The following is a 20,616-nucleotide window of genomic DNA, read 5'->3' on the forward strand; positions in this document are numbered from 1 at the left end:
AACTCATCCGGATGGCCGCGGCCAAGACCTACTCCCAAACCCACCACGCAGCATGATGATTTGACGAGCACTTTAGCTGAGGCACGCGGGAAGCATTTCGCGAGCATCTTGACATGAGGCACCACGGGGGTCCGGCCCTGAAGGTGCCGCCTACGGGGCCGGTGTGAACAGCCGGCGCACCACCCGGCCGTCGGCGAGCGCGTCCAGGCCCTCGTTGATCTCTGCCAGGGGCCGGGTGTCGGTGTGCAGCAGCTCCACGGGCAGGCGGCCCTCACGCCACATCCGGAGATAGGCCGGGATGTCACGTGCCGGGTTCGCATCGCCCATGTAGGAGCCCAGCAGCCGCTTGCCGGTGCCGGCAAACTGGAGCGCCTGGACGCTGAGGACCTGGTCCGGATGGGGCAGCCCCACGGAAACCAGGGCGCCGCCGCGGGTCAGCAGGGCCAGGCAGGATTCCATGACGCGTGCGCTGCCCACGGCCTCGATGGCGACGTCGACGCCGTCGTCCGCGTGTTGGGCGACGAGCCCTGCGGCGTCGGCCGGGGCACCGGCAAAGTGCGCCCCGCAGCGCAGGGCCAGCTCCTGCTTCGCGGGCAGGGGGTCGATGCCGATGACCGTGGTGCCGGGGATTTGGGCGGCCCCCATGACGGCAGCCAGCCCCACAGCGCCCAGGCCGAACACAATGACCGACTGGCCGGCGGAGACCTGGGCCGTGTGGATCACGGCCCCCATGCCTGTCAGGACGGCGCAGCCAAACATGGCGGCGATGTCAAAGGGGACATCGGGGTCGACCACCACCACGGATTCCCGGGCCACCACGGCGTGGCTGGAAAACGCGGAGACGCCCAGGTGGTGGTTGATCCGTTCCCCTTGTGCGCTGCGCAGCAACGCTTCACCGTGCAGCAGGTCGCCGCTGCCGTTGGCCGCCGCACCGCGGTGGCACAGTGCCGGACGGCCGGCGGCACAGGCCCGGCACTCCCCGCAACCGGGCACAAACACCGTCACGACCCGCTCGCCCACCTCCACCCCGGACAGGCCCGGCCCGACGGCGGCAACCGTCCCGCTGGCCTCATGCCCCAGTGCCATGGGCAGGGGCCGGGGCCGGGAGCCGTCAATGACGGACAGGTCCGAGTGGCACAGGCTCGCCCGCTCCACCTTTACCAGCAGTTCCCCTGCCCGCGGCACGGGCACGGGGATCCGTTCCAGGACCAGCGGCCGGCTGGCGGCATAGGGCCGGTCGGCCCCGAATGAGTGGAGCACGGCGCAGTCCATCAGTTGGTCGTTCATGGCATTCAATCTACCCCGCCCGTCCAGTGGCAGGCAGGGCCCGCAGGCCGTGTGGCGCGGCGGCGCGGAATAGCGCAGGTGGTCCGGCGTGTTGTCACCTGCGGAACCCCTGACCTTTTATGTTTTTGGAGCTGCACGTGAACCTGTTTTCCCCCGTCACCCTTGGCGACCTCCAGCTGGCCAACCGGCTGGTCATGGCCCCGCTCACCCGCTCCCGCTCCGGCCGCGACGGCGTACCGGGGGCCGACGTGGCCGAATACTACCGGCAGCGCGCCTCCATGGGGATGCTGGTCAGCGAGGGCACCTACCCGAGCTTTGCGGGCCAGGCCTTCGTACGCCAGCCCGGCCTGGTGACCGCCGACCACATTGCGGGCTGGAAGCGCGTCACCGACGCCGTCCACGCCGAGGGCGGCCTGATCATTGCCCAGGTGATGCACTCCGGGCGCGTCACGCACCCGGGCACCACGGGCGGGCGCACGGTGGTGGGCCCCAGCGCCATCGCCATCGACGGCGTCACCCGCACCTATGACGGCAAACAGCCGTTCCCGGTCCCGCACGCACTCACCACGGCGGAACTGCCGTCCATCATTGGGGAATTCGTCCAGGGTTCGCGCAACGCCATGGAGGCCGGGTTTGACGGCGTCGAGCTGCACGGCGCCAACGGATACCTTCTCCACGAGTTCCTGGCCCCGTCCTCAAACCACCGCAGCGATGCCTACGGCGGAACCCCCGGGAACCGGGCCCGCTTCGTCGTCGAGACCGTGACGGCCGTGGCCGCCGCCATTGGCGCGGCCCGGACGTGGCTGCGCGTCTCCCCCGGGCACAACGTCCAGGGTGCCCTGGAGACCGACCCGGCCGACACGCTCGCCACCTACCTGGCCCTGGCCGAGGGCCTGGCGCCGCTGGGCCTGGGCGGGTTGAGCATCCTCCACCACGACCCTGCCGGGGCCCTGGTCCAGGAAGTGCGCGCAGCCTTTGGCGGCCCGTTCCTCGTCAACACGGGCTTTGGCACCATCACCACGCTGGCGGACGCGCAGGCCGTCGCGTCCAACGGCTGGGGCGACGCCGTGGTGGTGGGCCGCCCCGCACTGGCAAACCCCGACCTGGTCCGGCGCTGGAGCGAAGGGCTGCCCCTCAACGAGGCCGACCACACCACGTTCTACAGCGAGGGCCCCGCCGGATACACCGACTACCCGTTCTGGGAGAACTAAAAGGGCCGATTTCCATGTTTCCCTGCAGGAAGTTCGACGGCGGCACCCGCGGTGGTGCCGCCGTCGAACTTATGGAGGCACAACGGTTTCGGCTGTGCAAATCGGGCGCGAAACAATCGGAAATATTCCTTAGCCATTTGGGCCCGGATGGGGGCAGTCTGGGTACATGAGCACAACACGCACTTCCGTCCCTGTCCTGGACCTCTCCACGGCCCGCACCCCCGACGGTGCCTTCAGCCCGGAATTCATCGACGCCCTCCGGGATGCCGCACACAACGTGGGCTTTTTCCAGGTCACCAACTACGGTGCCACGCCCGGCCAGGCGCAGGACCTCCTGGACACCATCGCCGCCTTTTTCCGGCTGCCCCTGGAACAACGCCTGGCGTTGGACAACCGCAATTCCGCCCAGTTCCGCGGCTACACCCGCCTGGGCACCGAAATCACCCGCGGCCGCGCGGATTCCCGTGAGCAAATCGACTTCGGCCCGGACCGCGAGCCGCTGGCCGAGGTCCCCGCGGACAAGCTCTTCCTGCGGCTGCAGGGCCACAACCAATGGCCGGACGGCTACCCGGAACTTGAAAAGGCCGCCGAACGCTGGGCTGCGCTCATGTCCGGCGTTGGCATGGAACTGCTGGCGGGCATCAGTGCCGCCCTGGGCCTGCCGGAGGATTACTTTGCCGAACCGTTCGCTCAGTCACCGGCCTGGATGGGCAAGCTGGTCCACTACGTGGGCGGGCAGGTGCCGGAGGCCGGCACGCAGGGCGTGGGCTCACACGCCGACTACGGCTTTGTGACGCTGCTGCTCCAGGACGGGGTGGGCGGGCTGGAGGTCCAGCCGCACGGCCAGGAGGAATGGATTGCCGTGGAGCCCATCCCCGGGGCGCTGGTGGTGAACCTGGGCGAAATGCTCGAAGTTGCCACCAACGGCTACCTCATGGCCACCATCCACCGCGTCACTGCCCCCGCGCCGGGCGTGGACCGATACTCCGTGCCGTTCTTCTGGTCCCCCCGCCTGGACGCCGTCATCGGGACGGTGCCGCTGCCTGCCGGGCTCGCCGCCGAGGCCCGGGGCGTCAGTGACGACCCCGAGAACCCCATGCTGTCCTCCTACGGAGCCAATGTGCTCAAGGGCTGGGTCCGTGCCCACCCGCAGACGGCGGCCATCCACTACCCGGAACTCGGCGGGTAGCCCGCCGTGGGCGCCGTCGGAACGTCCGCGGGGGCGGCTGCAACCGCCGTCATGGACTGGCGGCTGCGCACCTTCGAGTTGTACGCCGGGGTCCGCAGCACAGCCGCGGCCGACGGCGCCGCCGCCGCCCACGCGCTGTGGGTGCGGGAACGGGATGCCTTGTTCGCCGGGCATCCGGCGTCGGCCCTGGACGCGGGGAAAAAGGCCCGCTTCAAGGGATTGCGCGTGGCCCCCTACGACCCCGCGTTCCGCGTGGAGTCGGTGCTCGACGCCGGGGGCGCCGGCGAGGAGATGCTGGTGCGGACCGGCACCGACGGCACGGTGCCCTTTACGCGACTGGGCACCTTCACCGTCCCCGGCCTCGGCACCCTGGCCGTGTGGCAGCTGCGCAGCTACGGCGGCGGCCTCTTTGTCCCGTTCCGGGATGGCGGCTCCGGGAAGCCCGGCGGCAGCTACGGTGCCGGCCGCTACCTGCTGGACACCATCAAGGGCGCGTTCCTGGGTTGCTCCGGCAACACCTTCACCCTGGACTTCAACTTCGCCTACAACCCGTCGTGCGCCTATGACGAGGCCTGGGCCTGCCCGCTGCCGGGGCCGGCGAACAGGCTTGCCGCCACCATCGCCGTCGGAGAACTGTACCTCCCGGAACTGGGGGGCTGAGCGTCCTCCCGGGAGCTGCACATCAAGGCCGGCGGTCACGCGCCCGTCGGGTGCGGGGGTGCCGTTCCCGCGCCGGCGTCGAGGAACGCCGTGATCCGGCCGAGCCCGGCACGGGAGATCCCGCGCCGCGGATCCGGCGACACGCCCAGGATGCCGCGGCCCATAAAGCCCATCCACGCCACCGCGGCCTCCTCGAAGTCGAGCTGGTCGTCAATCCACACGGCACGGGCCGGGCGGTGCCTTTCAATGTCGCCCTGGATGGCCTCCAGCTTCCACCAGTCGTGGATCCCGCCTTGCCCGCCGCTGCGGAGCACCGGCCAGTGCCGCCCGTCCAGCCCGATGGCCCGGCACAGGTATTTGGGCGCCAGGTCCTCCCAGCTGGTCAACCAGACAAAACGCACGCCGGGACGGCGCGAGAGAGCGTTGAGTGCGTCGACCAGCTCCGGCGCATAGTGGACGCCCAACAGGCCAATGTCCGCGTAGTCATAGTCCGTCCCCCAGTCCGAGGCCCCTTCCGGCCCAAACGGACAGAGAACGCCGTCCACGTCCAAATAGACCGAAGTGCTGTCCACGGTTTGCCCATCCCCCTTCCTGCCGGGGTGCTGCCGCCCTGCCTTCCAGCCTACGTCGCACCGGACCGGGCTGGCATGGTCCCGGAGGCCCAGCCGCGGGATTCACGCCCCAACCATTTCCAACCGGGCCGCCGTCGGCTAGTCTGCAACCACGGGCCGCCGGTGGGGCGGGCCGCACAATCATCGGCCCTTGGACAACGGGAGCAATCATGGCGGACCAAACATACAGCCTGTCCGAAATCGTCGGCACCTCCTCCGAAAGCGTCGACGCGGCCATCAAGAACGGCATCGCGGCGGCGTCACAGACCCTGCGGAACCTTGACTGGTTCGAGGTCAAGGAAATCCGGGGCCACATCAACGAGGGCACCATCGCCGACTGGCAGGTCACCATCAAGGTGGGCTTCCGGCTGGAACGCTGACCGCGGCGGCGGCCCTACCACAAGGCGTCGCCCACCATCCGCCGCACAGCAGGCCCCGTCAGTCGTCACTGGTGACCTCCCGGCGCCGCGCGCTGAGCAGCTCGACGCCGGGACGGGCGGCGACATGCCTTTCGACGGCATCCAGCACCGCCACCACGTGCGCCCGGTCGGCGGCGACCAGGCACGCCCCAAGGACCGCGCGCCGGTGCAGCTCCTGAAGGTCCACCTCCGCAACGGACACCTCGAAGCGCCTGCGGACCTCCGCAATCAGGGGGCGCAGCACCGAGCGCTTCCCCTTCAGCGAATGGACGTCGCCAAGCAACAGGTCGAATTCAATCCAGCCAATCCACATGCTTCCATCGTCCTCCTGCCCGCCACGGCCGTCCCGAACCCCGCCGATGGCCCTATGCTGGTGCCATGACGAAGACGTCGATCCTTTCCGCCACCGCACTGCAGGACATGCTGGCCGCCACCGGATACCTGGCCGACGACGGCCTGGCCACCATCGGCTACCTCGCCCTGGCCATGGAGCGGCCGCTGCTGCTCGAGGGCGAGCCCGGCACCGGCAAGACCTCCCTGGCCGAGGCGCTGGCCGAGGCGTTTATGCTGCCGCTGATCAGGCTCCAGTGCTACGAAGGCATTGACGCCTCCCAGGCGCTCTACGACTGGGACTTCACGGCGCAGATCCTGCACCTGCGCAGCGTCGAGGCCGGCGGCGGTTCCGGGCTGAGCACGGCCGAGCTGGAAAGCAGCCTCTATGACCGGCGCTTCCTGCTGGCCCGCCCCATCCTCAAGGCGCTCCAGGAAAGCCCGGCCGTGCTGCTCATCGATGAGATCGACCGGGCCGACGACGAATTTGAGGCGTTCCTGCTCGAGGTCCTCTCCACCTACCAGGTCTCGATCCCGGAGTTTGGCACGGTCAAGGCGGACACCGCACCCATCGTGGTGCTGACCTCCAACCGCACGCGCGACCTCCACGACGCGCTGAAGCGGCGCTGCCTCTACCACTGGATCGACCACCCGGGGCTGGCCCGTGAGGTGGAGATTGTGCGTTCGCGGCTCCCCCACGTGCCCGCCCTGCTGGCCGAACAGGTGGTGCGCACCGTGCAGCAGATCCGCGCCACGGACGGGATCCTCAAACCGCCGGGCGTCGCCGAAACCCTGGACTGGGCCCGGGCCCTCCAGCAGCTGGGCCGGGCCGAACTGGACCTGGCCAGCGCTGCCGCGACCATTGGGGCGCTGTGCAAGTACCGTGAGGACACCGAGCGGGTCACCGCCGCCCTGGCCCGGATGCTGGGGTGAGACGTGCCTGCCCACACCGCCGCGCCGCCCGCCGGCACCCACAGCGCCGAGGAGATCCTGCTGGCCTTCGCCTCCGCCGTCCGCGCTGCCGGTGTCAAGGTGACGGCCGACCGGGCCCGCAGCTTCGTTGAGGCCGCCGCCCGGCTTGACGTGGGCCGCCGGCAGGACGTCTTCTGGGCCGGCCGGGCCACGCTATGCGCCGCGCCGGAGGAACTCGCCGCCTACCAGCGCACCTTTGAGGCCTGGTTTGCCCCGGAACATGCTGCGGCAACGGCCCGGGACACGGCGGCCACAACGGTCACCGAGGCTTCGCTGGAGGACGGTGCCGGATCCTCGGACGGCACCGGGGAGGAGGCACGTGCGCTGGCCAGCCGGCGCGAACTGCTCCGGCACCGGGACGTGGCCACGCTGGATGCGGACGGCACGGCCCTGCTGCGCCAACTGTTTGCCGGGCTGGCGGTGCACCTGCCCACACGCCCGGGCCGGCGCCGGAAGCTGAACCCGCACGGCCAGGTGGACCGGGTCCGCACCCTGCGCGACCAGCTGCGGCGCGGCGGCGAGCCGGGGCCGCTGCGTCGGGCGCGCGCCCCCCGCCGGCTGCGCAGGGTTGTCTGGCTCGTGGACGTATCCGGATCGATGGCGCCCTATGCCGACAGCCTGCTGCGGCTGGCCCACCGCGTCGTGTCCGCAGCCCCGCACGAGGTCGAGGTGTTCACGCTCGGCACCCGGTTGACCCGCGTGACAGGCGCCCTGCGCCTGCCGGATCCCGACGACGCGCTGGCCGTTGCGGGCAGGACCGTGCCGGACTGGTCCGGCGGCACGCGGCTGGGTGAGGTGCTGCGGGCGTTCAACGACCGGTGGGGGCAGCGCGCCGTGGCGAGGGGCGCCGTCGTCGTCATCGCCAGCGACGGCTGGGAACGCGGGGACCCTGCGCTCCTGGGCCGCCAGGTGGAGCGCCTGCACCATGTGGCGCGCCGCGTCATCTGGTCCAACCCGCACCGCGGCAAGGACGGCTACCGGCCGGTGCAGCAGGGGATCATGGCCGTCCTGCCGCACGTTGACCACTTTGTTGACGGCCATTCACTAAAAAGCTTCGAGGAGTTGTTGGGCGTGGTTTCCAATGCGTGAAGTGTTGAAGGATCTAGGCGCCGCACTGGCGGCAGGCCAGACGGTGGGGCTGGGGACGGTGGTGCGCACCTTCCGCTCCGCCCCGCGCCCTGCCGGGGCGTCCATGATGGTGGACGCCGACGGCCGGGCAGTGGGCTCCGTCTCGGGCGGCTGCGTGGAGGGGGCCCTGTACGAACTGGCCACGAGCGTCGTGGCCGACGGCACCCCCGTGCTCCAGCGCTACGGCATCAGCGACAACGACGCCTTTGAGGTGGGGCTGACCTGCGGGGGCATCCTGGACGTCTTTGTCGAAGCCGTCTCCCAGGAGTCGTTCCCGGAGCTGCAGGGCGTGGCCGACGACGTCGACGCCGGCGTGCCGGTGGCCGTGGTCACCGTGATCGAACACCCCGACCCGGCCTGGCTGGGACGGCACCTGGTGGTGCACGCCGACGGCTTCTCCGGTTCCTTGGGCAGCGACCGCGCCAACCATGCCGTCAGCGATGACGCCCAGGGGCTGCTGGCCGCGGGGCGGAACACCACGCTGATGTACGGCCCCGACGGCGAGCGCCGCGGGGACGGCATGCGCGTGTTTGTCGTCAGCTTCGCCCCGCAGCCGCGCATGCTCGTGTTTGGCGCCATCGACTTTGCCGCGGCCGTGGCAAGGCAGGGCAGCTTCCTGGGCTACCGGGTCACGGTGTGCGACGCCCGCGCGGTGTTTGCCACAAAGGCGCGCTTCCCCTCGGCCGACGAGGTGGTGGTGGAGTGGCCGCACCGGTACCTGCAGGCCCAGCTTGACGCCGGCCAGATCGACCCGCGGACCGTGATCTGCGTCCTGACGCACGACCCCAAGTTTGACGTCCCGCTGCTGGAGGTGGCGCTGCGCCACGACGTCGCCTACATCGGTGCCATGGGTTCGCGGCGCACGCACGTGGACCGGCTGGCGAGGCTGCGCGGGGCGGGGCTGTCGGAGGCGGAGCTGGAACGCCTCTCCAGCCCCATCGGCCTGGACCTGGGCTCGCGCACGCCGGAGGAGACGGCGGTATCCATTGCGGCGGAAATCATTTCACTGCGGTGGGGCGGCAAGGGCGGGCGGCTGAGCCACATGGACGTGCGGATCCACCACGAACCCCTCACCGACGGCGCCGGCGGGGACCCGGGCGTGAATTCGAACGTGCCCTAACTAAAACTTCGGCCGTGGGGTAACGTGGCTCACACCAGGGCTGGAGCGGGGCAGTCGCGTGCGCCTCTCCACAGTGACACTAAGGAGATCTCAATGGCGAGTTCCAAGACCATCACTGTCGAAGTTGACGGGGTGGAATACACCGACGACGTCGAGCCGCGGCTCTTGCTGGTCCAGTACCTTCGCGAACGGCTCGGCAAGACCGGGACGTTGATTGGCTGCGACACCACCAACTGCGGCGCCTGCACCGTCCACCTGGACGGGGTGAGCGTGAAGTCCTGCACCATGTTGGCCGTACAGGCGGCCGGGCACAAGGTCACCACCATCGAGGGCATGTCCCGGGACGGCAAGCTGGCACCGCTGCAGGAAGCCTTCCACCAGTGCCACGCACTCCAATGCGGCTTCTGCACCCCCGGGATGATCATGCAGTCGGCCTCCCTCCTGACGGAAAACCCGCACCCGAGCGAGGCGGATATCCGCGACGGGCTGGAAGGCAACCTGTGCCGCTGCACCGGCTACCAAAACATTGTGGCCGCCGTGAAGAGCGTGGCCGACGGCACCGTCTACGACGACTCCGGGGTTTCAGCCACGGCGGACGAGACCGAAACGGCAGGTGTGAAATGACCGCCACCGCAGAAATTGGCAAGGCCCGGCTCCGCAAGGAGGACCGCCACCTGGTCACTGGCCGTTCCCGCTTTACCGACAACATGGTGCTGCCGGGCATGCTGCACCTGGCCATGGTGCGCAGCCCCTACGCCCACGCAAAGATCACCGCCATCGACACCGCGGCCGCCAAGTCCTCCCCCGGGGTCATGGCAGTGCTCACCGGCGCGGACGTGGCCGGGGAGCAGGGCAGCCTGCCGAACGCCTGGCCCATCACGCCGGACCAGAAGGCCCCCGCCCACGGCGCCATCGCCGTCGAGGAGGTCGCCTTTGCCGGCGAGGTGGCCGCCGTGATCGTGGCGCGCAGCGCGGCAGCCGCACGGGACGCCGTCGAACTCGTCGACGTCAGCTACGAGGAGCTGCCGGTGGTCATGGACCTGGAGGAGGCCTTCACGGACAAGGTCCTGGCCCACACGGCACTGGAGTCCAACCTGTCCGCCACCTGGGTGTTCGACTCCGCGGAGGCCGGCACCGGCAGCTCCGTGCAGGACGCCATCGACAACGCCGAGGTGCTGATCGAACGCACCCTATACCAGCAGCGCCTCATCCCCGCGTTCATGGAGCCGCGCTCTACTGTGGTGGACCCCACGGGCGAACAGATCACGATGTGGTCGGCCACGCAGATCCCGCACATCCTGCGCCTCATGCTCGCCCTGACCCTGGGCATCCCGGAAAGCAAGGTCCGCGTGATCGCCCCCGACGTGGGCGGCGGCTTTGGCGGGAAACTGCAGGTCACCCCCGAGGAGGTCATCACCGTCCTGGCGGCCCGGCACACCGGCAAGCCGTGCAAGTACACCGAGACCCGCAGCGAATCCCTGCAGGCCGGCCACCACGGCCGGGCGCAGGTGCAGCGGCTGAAGCTGTCCGCCCGGAAGGACGGCACCGTCACCGGCCTGAGCGTGAACCTGCTGGCGGACATGGGCGCCTACCTGGGCCTGGTCACCTCCGGCATACCCATCCTGGGCGCCTTCATGTACAACTCCATCTACAAGTTCCCGGCGTACCGCTTCGAATGCCACAACATCTTCACCAACAAGACCTGGACCGACGCCTACCGCGGCGCCGGCCGGCCCGAGGCCACCTTCGCCATCGAACGGATGATGGACGAGCTGGCCACCGAGCTGGGCATGGACCCGCTGGCCGTGCGGGAGAAGAACTGGATCCGGCACGAGGAGTTCCCCTTCACCACCGTGGCCGGGCTGGAGTACGACACCGGCAACTACGAGGCCGCCACGGCCAAGGCCGTGGACCTTTTCGACTACCAGGGCCTGCGGGCCGAACAAAAGCGGCGCCGGGACGCCAACGATCCCGTCCAGCTCGGCATCGGCGTTTCCACGTTCACCGAAATGTGCGGCCTGGCCCCCTCGCGGGTGCTTGGTTCGCTCAGCTACGGCGCCGGCGGCTGGGAACATGCCCAGGTGCGGGTGCTGCCTACCGGGAACATCGAGGTCGTCACCGGTTCCTCCGCCCACGGGCAGGGGCATGAGACCGCCTGGAGCCAGCTGGTCGCGGACCGGCTGGGCGTCCCGTTTGAAAACGTCGAGGTATTGCACGGGGACACCCAAATATCCCAGCGCGGCCTGGACACCTACGGCTCGCGCTCACTGACGGTGGGCGGCATGGCCGTGCTGGCTGCCGCCGACAAGGTCATTGAAAAGGCCAAGGTGGTGGCCGCCCATCTGATGGAGGCCAGCGAAGCGGACATTGAATTCGCGGCCGGCAGCTTCACGGTCAAGGGCACCGACCAGTCCACCACGCTGGGCGAGATTGCCCTGGCCACCTTTGCCGCGCACAACCTGCCCGACGGCTTCGAGCCCAACCTGGACTCGGACGCCACCTTCGACCCGGTGAACTTCTCCTACCCGCACGGCACCCACCTGGCCGCCATCGAGGTCGACACCGAGACGGGGCACGTGGGCATCCTCAAATACGTGTGCGTGGACGACGTCGGCGTGGTGGTCAACCCCCTGCTCGTCGAGGGCCAGGTGCATGGCGGCCTGGCGCAGGGCATCGCGCAGGCCCTCTATGAGGAGGCTGCGTACGACGACGCCGGCACGCTGGTCACGGGCTCTTTCGTGGACTACCTGGTCCCCAGCGCCCCCGACCTGCCGCACTACATCACCGGCCGCACCGAGACCCCGGCCACGTCCAACCAGCTCGGTGCCAAGGGCGTCGGCGAGGCCGGCACCATCGCCTCCACCCCGGCCATCGTCAACGGCGTCCTGGACGCCGTGCGACACCTGGGCGTGAGGGACATCAAGATGCCGTGCACGCCCTCGCGTGTGTGGCATGCCCTGCAGGACGCAAAGACCACCGGAGGTGTGCAATGATCCCGAGCGCATTCGACTATGCGGCGCCATCCACCGTCGAGGAGGCCCTGGGCCTGCTCGCGGCCGCCGACGCAGCCGGGGACGACGTCAAGCTGCTCGCCGGCGGGCAAAGCCTGCTCCCGGTCATGAAACTGCGCCTGGCCGACCCCTCCATGGTGGTGGACCTGGGCCGGGTCGCCGGGCTCTCCGGCGTCACCGACGACGGCGACTCCCTCCTGATCGGGGCCATGACACCCCACCATGTGGTCGCCACCGATCCCCTCATTGCCCGGCACGTGCCGCTGCTCGCCCAGGCGGCGGCCACCGTGGCCGACCCCCAGGTGCGCCACCGCGGCACCTTTGGCGGCGCCCTGGTCCACGCGGACCCTGCCGGGGACCTGCCGGCACCCGTGCTCGCCACGGGAGCCACGTTCATGATTGCCGGGCCCGGCGGCCAGCGGACCGTGGACGCGGCGGACTTCTTCGAAGGCTACTTCACCACCGCCGTGGCGGAGGGGGAAATCCTCACCGCCATCCGGGTACCCAAGTACACCGGCTGGGGCTCGCACTATGAAAAGTTCACCCGCGTGGCGCAGCAGTGGTCCATTGTGGCCGTTGCGGCACAGGTCCGGGTGGAGGGCGGCACCATCGCCGAGGCCAGGATCGGACTGACGAACATGGCCAGCACCCCGCTGCGCGCCACCGCCGTGGAGGCCGCGCTCGCCGGCGGGGCTGCCACGGCTGACGCCATTGCCGCAGCCGCCGCCCATGCCGCAGAAGGCACCGATCCGGCGAGCGACCTCAACGGGGACGCCGCCTACCGGGCCCACCTGGCCCAGGTGCTCACGAAGCGCGCGGTGCTGGCCGCCGTCGGACTTTAGGCCCCGGGCACCGGGATACGGACGGAAAGGAAGCAATGGAACTCAAGCACCACTTCAGCGTCCCCAGCCCGCTGGCGGACACGTGGCACTCCTTCAACCAGTTGGAGGAGATAGCGCCCTGCTTTCCCGGCGCCACCTTGACCGCCGTGGAGGGCGACACCTTCACCGGTACTGTCAAGGTCAAGCTGGGGCCGATCGCCATGCTGTACGCCGGCACGGGCGAGTTCACCACCCGTGACGAGGCCACGCATACCGTGGTCATTGAGGCGCAGGGCAAGGACAAGCGCGGCAACGGCACGGCGGGAGCCACCGTCACCGCCGTGTTGGCTGCCGACGGCGACGGCACCACCGTGGATGTCACGACCGACATGAACATCACGGGCAAACCGGCACAGTTTGGCCGCGGCGTCATCCAGGACATCTCGGACAAGCTGCTCGGGCAGTTCGTGCAGTGTGTCATTGGCAAGGTCGGCCAACCGGCGGCGGAAGAGGCTACGCCGGCGGCACCTCCTGCCGCCGGGGCCACCGCGGCCGGTGGCACCGCGGCCGAACCTCCCGCGGCTGGGGCACAGGACGCCGGGTCCGCGCCCGTCGGGCAGGGTGCCGCCCCGCCGGCTCGAAGCGAAGGCCGTCCGCAGGCTGCACCGGTCCAGGCGGCCGCGGAACTAAACCTGGGTTCGGCCATGTGGCCGGTCCTGGCGAAACGCTTTGCGCCGGCCGTCCTGGCCGTGCTCGGCGCCATCGCACTGGGGTTGTGCATGCGCCGGAGAAAGCGTGGCCGCAGGAAGTAGCCGGAGCATGGATGTGGGGCACCGCCGGAGCCGGCGGTGCCCCACTGTTTGACGCCCGTTGTTCGTTCGCGAGACCGTAGTCTTGCGTCCGGTTCAGTTGACGTCGTACTCCCGGTAGGTGTGGCCGTCGAGGGCATGCATCACGATGTGGGACGGACGGTCCCCGCACTCCAGGTGGGCGGCGGCCACGGCATCCTTTTGGCTGTGGAAGTGCTCGTGCTGGGTGGTGCGGAACTTGTGGAGCTCCCACTTCATCCCGTCGGCACCGTCGCAGGGGCGCACATGGTAAACCGCGCGGCGGACGGCCTTCTTCTCAATGGTTGCTGTGGACATGGGTTCCTCCCTGGGTTGTTTTGCGAACTTGCACCGGGCCCGCCGCTCCCAAATCCCTGCAGCAATCGCCCTCACTCCAGTTCACTCCTGTGTGCCGGCATTGACAAGGGTTGATTCGGTGCCGTTGTGGGGTCGGACGGGCCTTTATGTGCCGCGGCGGTTCGCTTATGCTCCGGACCCGGGCCGGGTTTGGCGCAAGCGGACCTGTGGCGACAAACCCGGCATGGGTTTGGCGCATAAACACCACGGACAGGGGCACGCGGCGGACCGGGGCCAGGCTAGGACAGGCGCTTTCGGACCATGTCGGAGACGGCCTTGCCGTCAAAACGGCCGGCGATCCTGGCCGTGATCGGCTTCATGGCCAGCCCCATCTGGCGCATGGCCAGCGGCCCCTCGGACGCTTCAAGCCCCGCAATGACGTCGTCGACGATGGCTTCAGCCTCGGCGGCCGTCAGGGGTTGCGGCAGGTAGGCCTCAATGACTTCGGCCTCGGCAATTTCCGCCGCCGCGCGTCCTGGCTCGCCGGCCTCCGCGTAGATGGCCGAGGTCTCCCGGCGCTTCGCGGCCTCCTTTTGCAGCAGGGACGTCACCTGCAGGTCGTCAAGTTCCACCGGCACCTTGCCCGACTTTTCGCGGGTCTCAATCTCGCCCAGGACGTTGCGCAGCGTGGCCAGGGCAACCTTGTTGCCGTCCTTCATGTGGGTGACGACGTCGGACTTCAACTGCTGTTTCAGCGTGGACATGGCTTCCTTCGGTGGATGTGGGGCGGCACGGCCACCGTCCTGGTGCCATTATCCCCCGGCGGGCAGGCGCCGGGGCGGGTGTAGGCTACTGCCTGTGACTTTGCCTGTTTTACGCTCTTGGCCCGTGGGCCGTTGGGAGGTTGTCGGCGTGCTGTTCGCCGGCACCAGAATCGTGCCGTTTTCCCTTCGGTGATCTCCCCTGCGCAGTGATGCGCCTGGACCGCTGTGGCGTCCGCCAGTGTGGGCCCCGCCGACGCCGGTCCAAACCATCCGATTTTCATCCGCCGGCCCCCTCGTGGTCGTCTTTGGCGACCCCTGCGACCCCTGCGCCCGCTGCAGGACGGGCCGGGACCAGACAGACAAGGCAACGCAGTGCAACCCATGACAGAAAACGATCTTCGGGACTCCTTGATCAACGCCTCCCGCCGCGAGCGGACGGCACTTGCCCTGCCCGCGGACTTTGACACCCTTGACTGGGAGAACCTTGACTTCCTCGGCTGGCGCGACGCCAAACTGCCGGCCGTCGGCTACGTCGTCGGGGCGTGCGAAGGCGGACCGGTGGGCATCATGCTCCGCGAGGTGGACAGCAAGGCACGCTCGCGGCCCCAGTGTTCCTGGTGCGAGGACGTGCTGCTGCCCAACGACGTGGTGTACTTCAACGCCAGGCGCGCCGGCAAGGCAGGGCGCAACGGAAACACCGTGGGCACACTCGCCTGTTCACACTTTGAATGCTCCGCCAACGCACGCCGCCTGCCACCCCTGCCGTACCCCGGGTTTGACCTGGAATCCGGGCGGCAGCGGCGCATTGTAGGGCTGCGCGGCAACTTTGCCAGCTTTGTGCGCAAGGTGCGCGACGACGGCTAGCGCCCGTGCGGCGGCGTCCCGGCCCACACCCCCGGGACGCCGCCTCCCCCTTTCCCGGCAGGGCCCGGCGAGGTAACGTTAAATCGATGCCTAGACCTCGGCAAGCCGCTTTAGGCAGAGCTATCCGAGGACCTGATCATGATGATCACCAACAACGAAACAGCCTCCCCGCGCGGACGCCGCAGGGGATGCAGGCAACCTCCTGCCTTGAAGGGCACGTACCCGCCGGGGGGAGGTGTGAAGGCATGAACCAGTATCGCCATGCGTGGCTTCTATTGACGGGCTTCCTCGCCGTCACGGGGGCACTCGTGGGACTCATCATCTACCCCTTGGCTTCGGTGGCCGCCCTGGCCTGCACAGGTGCCGCGGTGGGGGCCCTGGCCACGTTGGCGGCCCACGCGCCGGCCGATGTCCCGCGGCGCAGGGCGTACAGGCTGCACCGCGCGGGCGTCAACGCCCTGGAGACCGGCGTTGTGGTCCTGGCTGTCGGCGGCTTCGCCGGCGCCCTCCGGGGGTGGGTCTGGGCACTCGTCCCCATGGCCGTTGCCACCTCCCCCTGGGCCGTCCGGAAGGTGCTCAGGCACACGCCGTCGCGCATGCCCCCCGCCCCGTCGGATGACGCCTGCCGGGAACCCCGCCGGTCCGAAGCGGCCGCCCTGCCGGCCATCCCCGTCGATGCGGAAGGCTTCGCACCCTGCGTCCGGGCGCTCGACGACGGCGGCCTCTGCCAGGCGTGGCGCGGCAGTTACCGGTGGCTCGAGGGCGCCCACACGCTGGCCCTGCAGGCCTATGTCGTGGCCCTGCGCCAGGCCTACATGGACGAACTCGAGCGCAGGGACCCCGACGGGCTGGAGGCCTGGCTGCAGTCCCGCCCGCGCCCCCGCGGCGGGCCGGACAAGTTCATTCACCACGGCCCGGACGGCCAGCCGCACTCCCCATAATGCCCCTCAGGCGGACCCACGCGGCGCGGAGCCCGGCGCCCGGCGGGGAATGCGGCTAGGATCAGGCCAGGGAAACTTCCCCCCATCCCTGCCGCAAAGGACGCCATGACCCAGCGCAACAACGGGGCGGCCGGCCTCGCCGCCGTCGTGATCAACCCTGTCAAGTCCCCGGGTGACGGGTTCCGCGATGAATTCCAGTCGCTGTGCCGTGAGGAAGGCTGGGGCGAACCGCTCTGGCTTGAGACCACGGAGGACGACCCCGGCGCCGGGCAGGCGCACGAGGCACTTGAGGCCGGGGCCGACGTCGTGATTGCCGCCGGCGGTGACGGCACCGTCCGGTGTGTGGCTGAGGTGTTGGCGGGGACCGGCGTGGCCATGGGCCTGCTGCCGCTGGGCACCGGCAACCTGCTGGCGCGCAACCTGGGCATCGACGTGGCGGACCCGCTGGGTGCCGCCCGTGGCATCCTGGCCGGACGCGACATCACCATTGACGTGGTGCGGGCCCACCTTGACCACTCCGACCAGGGGCAGCTGTTCCTGGTCATGGCCGGGCTGGGCTATGACGCGGCCATCATGGCCAACACGGTGGACGGACTGAAGGACCGCATCGGCTGGCTGGCCTATGTGGAGGCAGGCATGCGCCAGCTGCCCGGCCGGCCGGTGCGTGCACGGATCAGCATTGACGGCGGGCGGGAGGTCCGGCGCCGGATCCGCAGCGTGATGGTGGGCAACTGCGGCCAGCTCATGGGCGGCGTGGAGATGTTCCCCGATGCGAGGATCGACGACGGCGTCCTGGACCTCGTGGCACTCTCGCCGCGCGGGCGGCTGGGCTGGCTGGGCGTGCTGGCGGGCGTGTTCGGCCCCGCCGCCGCCAGGAACCGCTCGGTGGATTACCTGGCCGGGAAGTCCGCCGCGATCACCTTGGCGGAGGCCCAGGAGTTCCAGCTCGACGGCGACCACCTCGGCTCCGCCCGCCACCTGAGGGTGGCCGTGGAGCCGGGCGCGCTCACGATCAGGACCGCGGCCCGGCAGGCAGGGGCCGGGGCGCCGGGCTAGGCTGGCGCCGGCTCACCGGCCGCCTTCGATCTTGCGGCTGCGCTGTTCCCGGGCCCCGGGCCCGTAGGGGTACACGCCGGCGTCCGGCCGGCTGGCGTCCGTGAGCCGCCGGGTTTCGGCATCCGTGAGTTCCAGCCGGGCGGCGGCAAGGTTGTCCGTGAGTTGTTCGATGGTGCGGGCGCCGAGGATCACGGAGGTGACGGCAGGGCGCGCGGCCAGCCATGCCAGCGCCACCTGGGCCGCACTGGCGCCCCGGGCCGCGGCGATGCCTTCCACGGCACCGATCACCTCCCAGGTGCGTGGATTGTCATTGCGTCCCTGCCAGGCCTCCATGCCGCGCGTGGGGTTTTCACCCAGGCGTGTGGCGCCGGCGGGCGGGACGTCACGCCGGTATTTCCCCGACAGCCAGCCCCCGCCCAGCGGCGACCACGGCAGCAGTCCCATCCCCGCATCCAGGGCGGCCGGGACCACCTCAAACTCGATGTCCCGGACCAGCAGGTTGTACTGGGGCTGCAGCGAGACGGGGGTGTTCCAGCCGTGGGCCCGGGCCATGTGCACTGCCTTGGTCAACTGCCACCCCAGGAAGTTGGAGAAGCCGTAGTAGGCGATCTTGCCGCTGCAGACGGAATCGTGCAGGAAGCGCAACGTCTCCTCCAGCGGGGTGATGGGGTCCCAGGCATGCAGCTGGTACAGGTCGATCTGCTCCACGCCGAGGCGGCGCAGGGAGTCATCCAGGGCCCGGGACAAATGCCGGCGCGAGGTGCCGACGTCGTTCGGGGCGGCCCCCATGGGGAAGCGCCCCTTGGTGGCCAGGACCACCGTTTCGCGTGCGTCGGGCCTGCGGGCCAGCCACCTGCCGATGATTTCCTCGGAGGCGCCGGCGCTGTAGACGTCTGCCGTGTCGATGAAGTTGCCGCCGGCAGCCACGTAGCTGTCCAGGATGGTGTGTGAGGCGTCCTCGGCGGCCTCCGCCCCGAAGGTCATGGTGCCCAGCGCGTAGCTGGAGACCACGGCGCCGCTGTTGCCCAATGTGCGGTATTCCATGTTGCTCCCTGATGGTTGGTGAAGGTGCCCGGCCCGCCAACGCCGCCCTTTAGGCGCCGCTGGCGTCCTGACGGGCCGGATTCTTGACGAAGACGGCCGTGAAGACCAGTGCGACGACGGCCGTGGCCACGAGCAGCGAGAGGCCGATCGCGTATTTGTAGTGCGTGGCCCCGGGGTTGTAGGTCCAGCCCATGACCAGGGGCGGAAAATATCCGCCCAGTCCCCCGGCGGCACTGACGATGCCGCTGATGGTGCCCATCTTCCCTTCGGGGGACAGCGCGCCCACCCAGGCAAACACGCCGCCGGCCCCCAGCCCCAACGCCGCTGCCATGGCCAGGAACACCGGGCCGGCCTGCACGTCGGCGACCGGCTGCAGGGCGACCAGCCAGCCCAGGACGGCGACGCCGGCCGTTGCCGCCAGGACCACGGGCTTGGCGCCGATCCTGTCCGCCAGGACCCCGCCGACGGGACGGGCGGCGACGGCGGCCAGCGCAAAGCCGGCGGTGCGGGCGCCGGCGTCGGTCGGGGAAAAGGCGTAGACATCGCGCAGGTAGGTGGGCAGGTACGTGGCAAAGGAGACGAACCCGCCGAACAGCACGGCGTATAGGAAGCAGAGCTTCCACGTGACGGCCAGCCTGGCGGCGTCCAGCAGCTTGGGCACCACGGCCGCCGTGTTCGGCTCCCAGCCGGGGGCGTCCCGCATGAAGAACCACACCAGTACGGCCGTGGCCGCAAGGAAGCAGGCGATCACCAGGTGGGTCGGCACATAGCCCAGCCAGGCCACCAGGCGCGGGTTCAGGAACGCGGCCAGCGCCGTCCCGCCCATGCCGGCACCAAACACCCCTGTGGCGAAGCCGCGGCGATCCGGCGGGTACCAGGCGCTGACAAAGGGGATCCCGACAGCGAACACGGTGCCGGCGACGCCCAGGAGGAAGCCCGCCACGAGTACGAAGACATAGGAATCCAGGGCGCCGCCCCATGCCACGAGCAGAATGGGCGCAATGGTGGCGGCGAGCACAAAGGTGAAGAGGGCGCGCCCGCCATACCGGTCCGTGAGGATGCCGACCACGATGCGTCCCAACGAGCCGACAAAGATGGGCATGGCCACCAGGATGCCCATGGACCCCGCAGAGAGGTCCAAGGTCCTGGCGTAGTGGGTGCTGAGCGTGGCCACCGCGTTCCAGGCCCAAAAGCCCACCACGGAGGCGGCGGTTGCCAGCGCAAGGTTGAGTGCCCGGCCTTTCACATGCAGTTGCGCTGTCCGGACTTCCGGCCTTGTCTGCGGCATGCTGGCTCCTTCACGGCGGTGGCGGTTCTATCGCTTTTTGGTGTCCCGGTCATGCGTGCCCACGTTGGACCAGCCGCTGCGGGCCGGGACGCTGGCACCCCTGTCACGCGAACGGTAGACGATGTAGGGGCGGAACAGGTAGTGGAGGGGGGCGGTAAAGGCATGGACCAGCCGCGTGAACGGCCAGATGGTGAACAGGACCATGCCGACGAGGGTGTGGATGTGGAACGCCAGGGGCGCGGCGGCCATGGCGGCGACGTCGGGCTGGAGGATGAACAGGGAACGGAACCAGGGCGAGACGGTGTCGCGGTAGGTCATCCCGTGGGTGTTGGTGAAGACGCTGGCCACCGTGGTCCACAGGCCGAAGACGATCGCGGCCACCAGGACGATGTACATGAGCTTGTCGTTGTTCGTGGTGGCCATGAACACCGGACCGGTCTTGCGGCGTCGGTAGAGCAGGATGATGATCCCGCCCAGTGTGCCGACCCCGGCAATGGTGCCCACCAGCAGGGCGTTGAAGTGGTAGAGCGCCTCGCTCATGCCCGCCGCCGCCGTCCAGGTCTGCGGAATGAACAGGCCAAAGACGTGCCCGGCAATGACCGCCAGCAGGCCAAAGTGGAAAACGGGTGAGCCGATGCGCAGCAGCCGGGATTCGTACAGCTGGGAGGACCGGGTGGTCCAGCCAAACTGGTCGTAGCGGTAACGCCAGATGAGTCCCCCCACCAGCACCACGAACATGACGTAGGGCAGGACCCCCCACAGGACGACGTTCATTC

Annotated in this window: 22 protein-coding genes; 14 read left to right on the forward strand and 8 right to left on the reverse strand. The window is 69.6% G+C overall.

Annotated features, from left to right (window positions below; translation table 11 throughout):
• Positions 1 to 150 precede the first annotated feature (150 nt).
• On the reverse strand, positions 151 to 1,272 hold the full coding sequence (locus tag MMF96_RS15855; RefSeq protein ID WP_176617801.1) for an alcohol dehydrogenase catalytic domain-containing protein: 1,122 nt from the start codon (positions 1,270 to 1,272) through the stop codon (positions 151 to 153).
• A gap of 134 nt (positions 1,273 to 1,406) precedes the next feature.
• Here MMF96_RS15855 and MMF96_RS15860 point away from each other — a divergent pair, with 134 nt between their 5' ends.
• From MMF96_RS15860 to MMF96_RS15870, 3 genes are all read left to right on the forward strand, one after another.
• Positions 1,407 to 2,498: an alkene reductase gene (locus tag MMF96_RS15860; RefSeq protein WP_218063241.1), complete on the forward strand. Its 1,092-nt coding sequence runs from the start codon at positions 1,407 to 1,409 to the stop codon at positions 2,496 to 2,498.
• A 166-nt stretch (positions 2,499 to 2,664) separates the two neighbouring features.
• On the forward strand, positions 2,665 to 3,687 hold the full coding sequence (locus MMF96_RS15865) for an isopenicillin N synthase family oxygenase (protein ID WP_176617792.1): 1,023 nt from the start codon (positions 2,665 to 2,667) through the stop codon (positions 3,685 to 3,687).
• Positions 3,688 to 3,738: 51 nt separating this feature from the next.
• Positions 3,739 to 4,347 (forward strand): DUF1684 domain-containing protein, encoded by a 609-nt coding sequence (locus MMF96_RS15870; protein ID WP_256884142.1) that lies wholly within the window; start codon positions 3,739 to 3,741, stop codon positions 4,345 to 4,347.
• Positions 4,348 to 4,382: 35 nt separating this feature from the next.
• Here the strand turns inward: MMF96_RS15870 and MMF96_RS15875 are convergent, their stop codons facing one another.
• A complete protein-coding gene (locus MMF96_RS15875) occupies positions 4,383 to 4,919 on the reverse strand; it encodes an HAD domain-containing protein (protein WP_256884113.1) in 537 nt (178 codons plus the stop codon).
• 209 nt (positions 4,920 to 5,128) lie between these two features.
• On the opposite strand from MMF96_RS15875, the gene MMF96_RS15880 reads away from it, so the two are divergent.
• Complete coding sequence (locus tag MMF96_RS15880) at positions 5,129 to 5,338, forward strand: dodecin (RefSeq protein ID WP_176617791.1); 210 nt, start codon at positions 5,129 to 5,131, stop codon at positions 5,336 to 5,338.
• 58 nt (positions 5,339 to 5,396) lie between these two features.
• Here MMF96_RS15880 and MMF96_RS15885 read toward each other — a convergent pair whose 3' ends face one another.
• Entirely contained in the window at positions 5,397 to 5,690 is a 294-nt protein-coding gene (locus tag MMF96_RS15885) for a DUF503 domain-containing protein (protein ID WP_256884114.1), read from the reverse strand.
• 65 nt (positions 5,691 to 5,755) lie between these two features.
• On the opposite strand from MMF96_RS15885, the gene MMF96_RS15890 reads away from it, so the two are divergent.
• From MMF96_RS15890 to MMF96_RS15920, 7 genes are all read left to right on the forward strand, one after another.
• Positions 5,756 to 6,640: a MoxR family ATPase gene (locus MMF96_RS15890; protein ID WP_176617789.1), complete on the forward strand. Its 885-nt coding sequence runs from the start codon at positions 5,756 to 5,758 to the stop codon at positions 6,638 to 6,640.
• Between the two features lie 3 nt (positions 6,641 to 6,643).
• Positions 6,644 to 7,768, forward strand: coding sequence for a VWA domain-containing protein (locus MMF96_RS15895; protein ID WP_256884115.1), 1,125 nt, complete (start codon positions 6,644 to 6,646; stop codon positions 7,766 to 7,768).
• Positions 7,761 to 8,927 carry an XdhC/CoxI family protein gene (locus tag MMF96_RS15900; protein ID WP_256884116.1) on the forward strand — a complete coding sequence of 389 codons (1,167 nt, stop codon included), beginning with the start codon at positions 7,761 to 7,763 and terminating at the stop codon, positions 8,925 to 8,927. Before MMF96_RS15895 ends, MMF96_RS15900 begins: the two co-directional genes overlap by 8 nt.
• A gap of 93 nt (positions 8,928 to 9,020) precedes the next feature.
• Positions 9,021 to 9,551 (forward strand): (2Fe-2S)-binding protein, encoded by a 531-nt coding sequence (locus MMF96_RS15905; RefSeq protein WP_256884117.1) that lies wholly within the window; start codon positions 9,021 to 9,023, stop codon positions 9,549 to 9,551.
• Positions 9,548 to 11,920, forward strand: coding sequence for a xanthine dehydrogenase family protein molybdopterin-binding subunit (locus tag MMF96_RS15910; protein WP_256884118.1), 2,373 nt, complete (start codon positions 9,548 to 9,550; stop codon positions 11,918 to 11,920). The genes MMF96_RS15905 and MMF96_RS15910 overlap by 4 nt, the downstream gene beginning before the upstream one ends.
• Positions 11,917 to 12,780 (forward strand): xanthine dehydrogenase family protein subunit M, encoded by an 864-nt coding sequence (locus MMF96_RS15915; protein WP_176617785.1) that lies wholly within the window; start codon positions 11,917 to 11,919, stop codon positions 12,778 to 12,780. The genes MMF96_RS15910 and MMF96_RS15915 overlap by 4 nt, the downstream gene beginning before the upstream one ends.
• A 35-nt stretch (positions 12,781 to 12,815) precedes the next feature.
• Complete coding sequence (locus tag MMF96_RS15920) at positions 12,816 to 13,571, forward strand: SRPBCC family protein (protein WP_176617784.1); 756 nt, start codon at positions 12,816 to 12,818, stop codon at positions 13,569 to 13,571.
• Positions 13,572 to 13,664: 93 nt separating this feature from the next.
• Here the strand turns inward: MMF96_RS15920 and MMF96_RS15925 are convergent, their stop codons facing one another.
• Complete coding sequence (locus MMF96_RS15925; RefSeq protein ID WP_176617783.1) at positions 13,665 to 13,904, reverse strand: DUF2188 domain-containing protein; 240 nt, start codon at positions 13,902 to 13,904, stop codon at positions 13,665 to 13,667.
• Positions 13,905 to 14,182: 278 nt separating this feature from the next.
• Positions 14,183 to 14,647: a GatB/YqeY domain-containing protein gene (locus MMF96_RS15930; protein WP_176617782.1), complete on the reverse strand. Its 465-nt coding sequence runs from the start codon at positions 14,645 to 14,647 to the stop codon at positions 14,183 to 14,185.
• Between the two features lie 381 nt (positions 14,648 to 15,028).
• Between MMF96_RS15930 and MMF96_RS15935 the strand changes: the two genes are divergently transcribed.
• The 3 genes from MMF96_RS15935 (at position 15,029) to MMF96_RS15945 (ending at position 17,508) form a co-directional block, all read left to right on the forward strand.
• Positions 15,029 to 15,511, forward strand: a complete 483-nt coding sequence (locus MMF96_RS15935) for an FBP domain-containing protein (RefSeq protein WP_218063240.1) — start codon at positions 15,029 to 15,031, stop codon at positions 15,509 to 15,511.
• 245 nt (positions 15,512 to 15,756) lie between these two features.
• Positions 15,757 to 16,452: a hypothetical protein gene (locus tag MMF96_RS15940; RefSeq protein WP_256884119.1), complete on the forward strand. Its 696-nt coding sequence runs from the start codon at positions 15,757 to 15,759 to the stop codon at positions 16,450 to 16,452.
• A gap of 105 nt (positions 16,453 to 16,557) precedes the next feature.
• Positions 16,558 to 17,508 carry a diacylglycerol kinase family protein gene (locus tag MMF96_RS15945; protein ID WP_256884120.1) on the forward strand — a complete coding sequence of 317 codons (951 nt, stop codon included), beginning with the start codon at positions 16,558 to 16,560 and terminating at the stop codon, positions 17,506 to 17,508.
• Positions 17,509 to 17,520: 12 nt separating this feature from the next.
• On the opposite strand, the gene MMF96_RS15950 is transcribed toward MMF96_RS15945, so the two are convergent.
• Genes MMF96_RS15950 through narI form a run of 3 tightly spaced genes read right to left on the reverse strand, consistent with a single transcriptional unit; the run spans position 17,521 to position 20,614 of the window.
• Positions 17,521 to 18,552, reverse strand: a complete 1,032-nt coding sequence (locus MMF96_RS15950; protein WP_256884121.1) for an aldo/keto reductase — start codon at positions 18,550 to 18,552, stop codon at positions 17,521 to 17,523.
• Positions 18,553 to 18,601: 49 nt separating this feature from the next.
• On the reverse strand, positions 18,602 to 19,840 hold the full coding sequence (locus MMF96_RS15955; RefSeq protein ID WP_306295932.1) for an MFS transporter: 1,239 nt from the start codon (positions 19,838 to 19,840) through the stop codon (positions 18,602 to 18,604).
• 27 nt (positions 19,841 to 19,867) lie between these two features.
• Positions 19,868 to 20,614, reverse strand: coding sequence for a respiratory nitrate reductase subunit gamma (gene narI / locus MMF96_RS15960; protein WP_176617777.1), 747 nt, complete (start codon positions 20,612 to 20,614; stop codon positions 19,868 to 19,870).
• Between the last annotated feature and the right edge of the window lie 2 nt (positions 20,615 to 20,616).

Source organism: Arthrobacter sp. STN4 (genome assembly GCF_024539665.1).
In the GTDB taxonomy this organism is placed as follows: domain Bacteria; phylum Actinomycetota; class Actinomycetes; order Actinomycetales; family Micrococcaceae; genus Specibacter.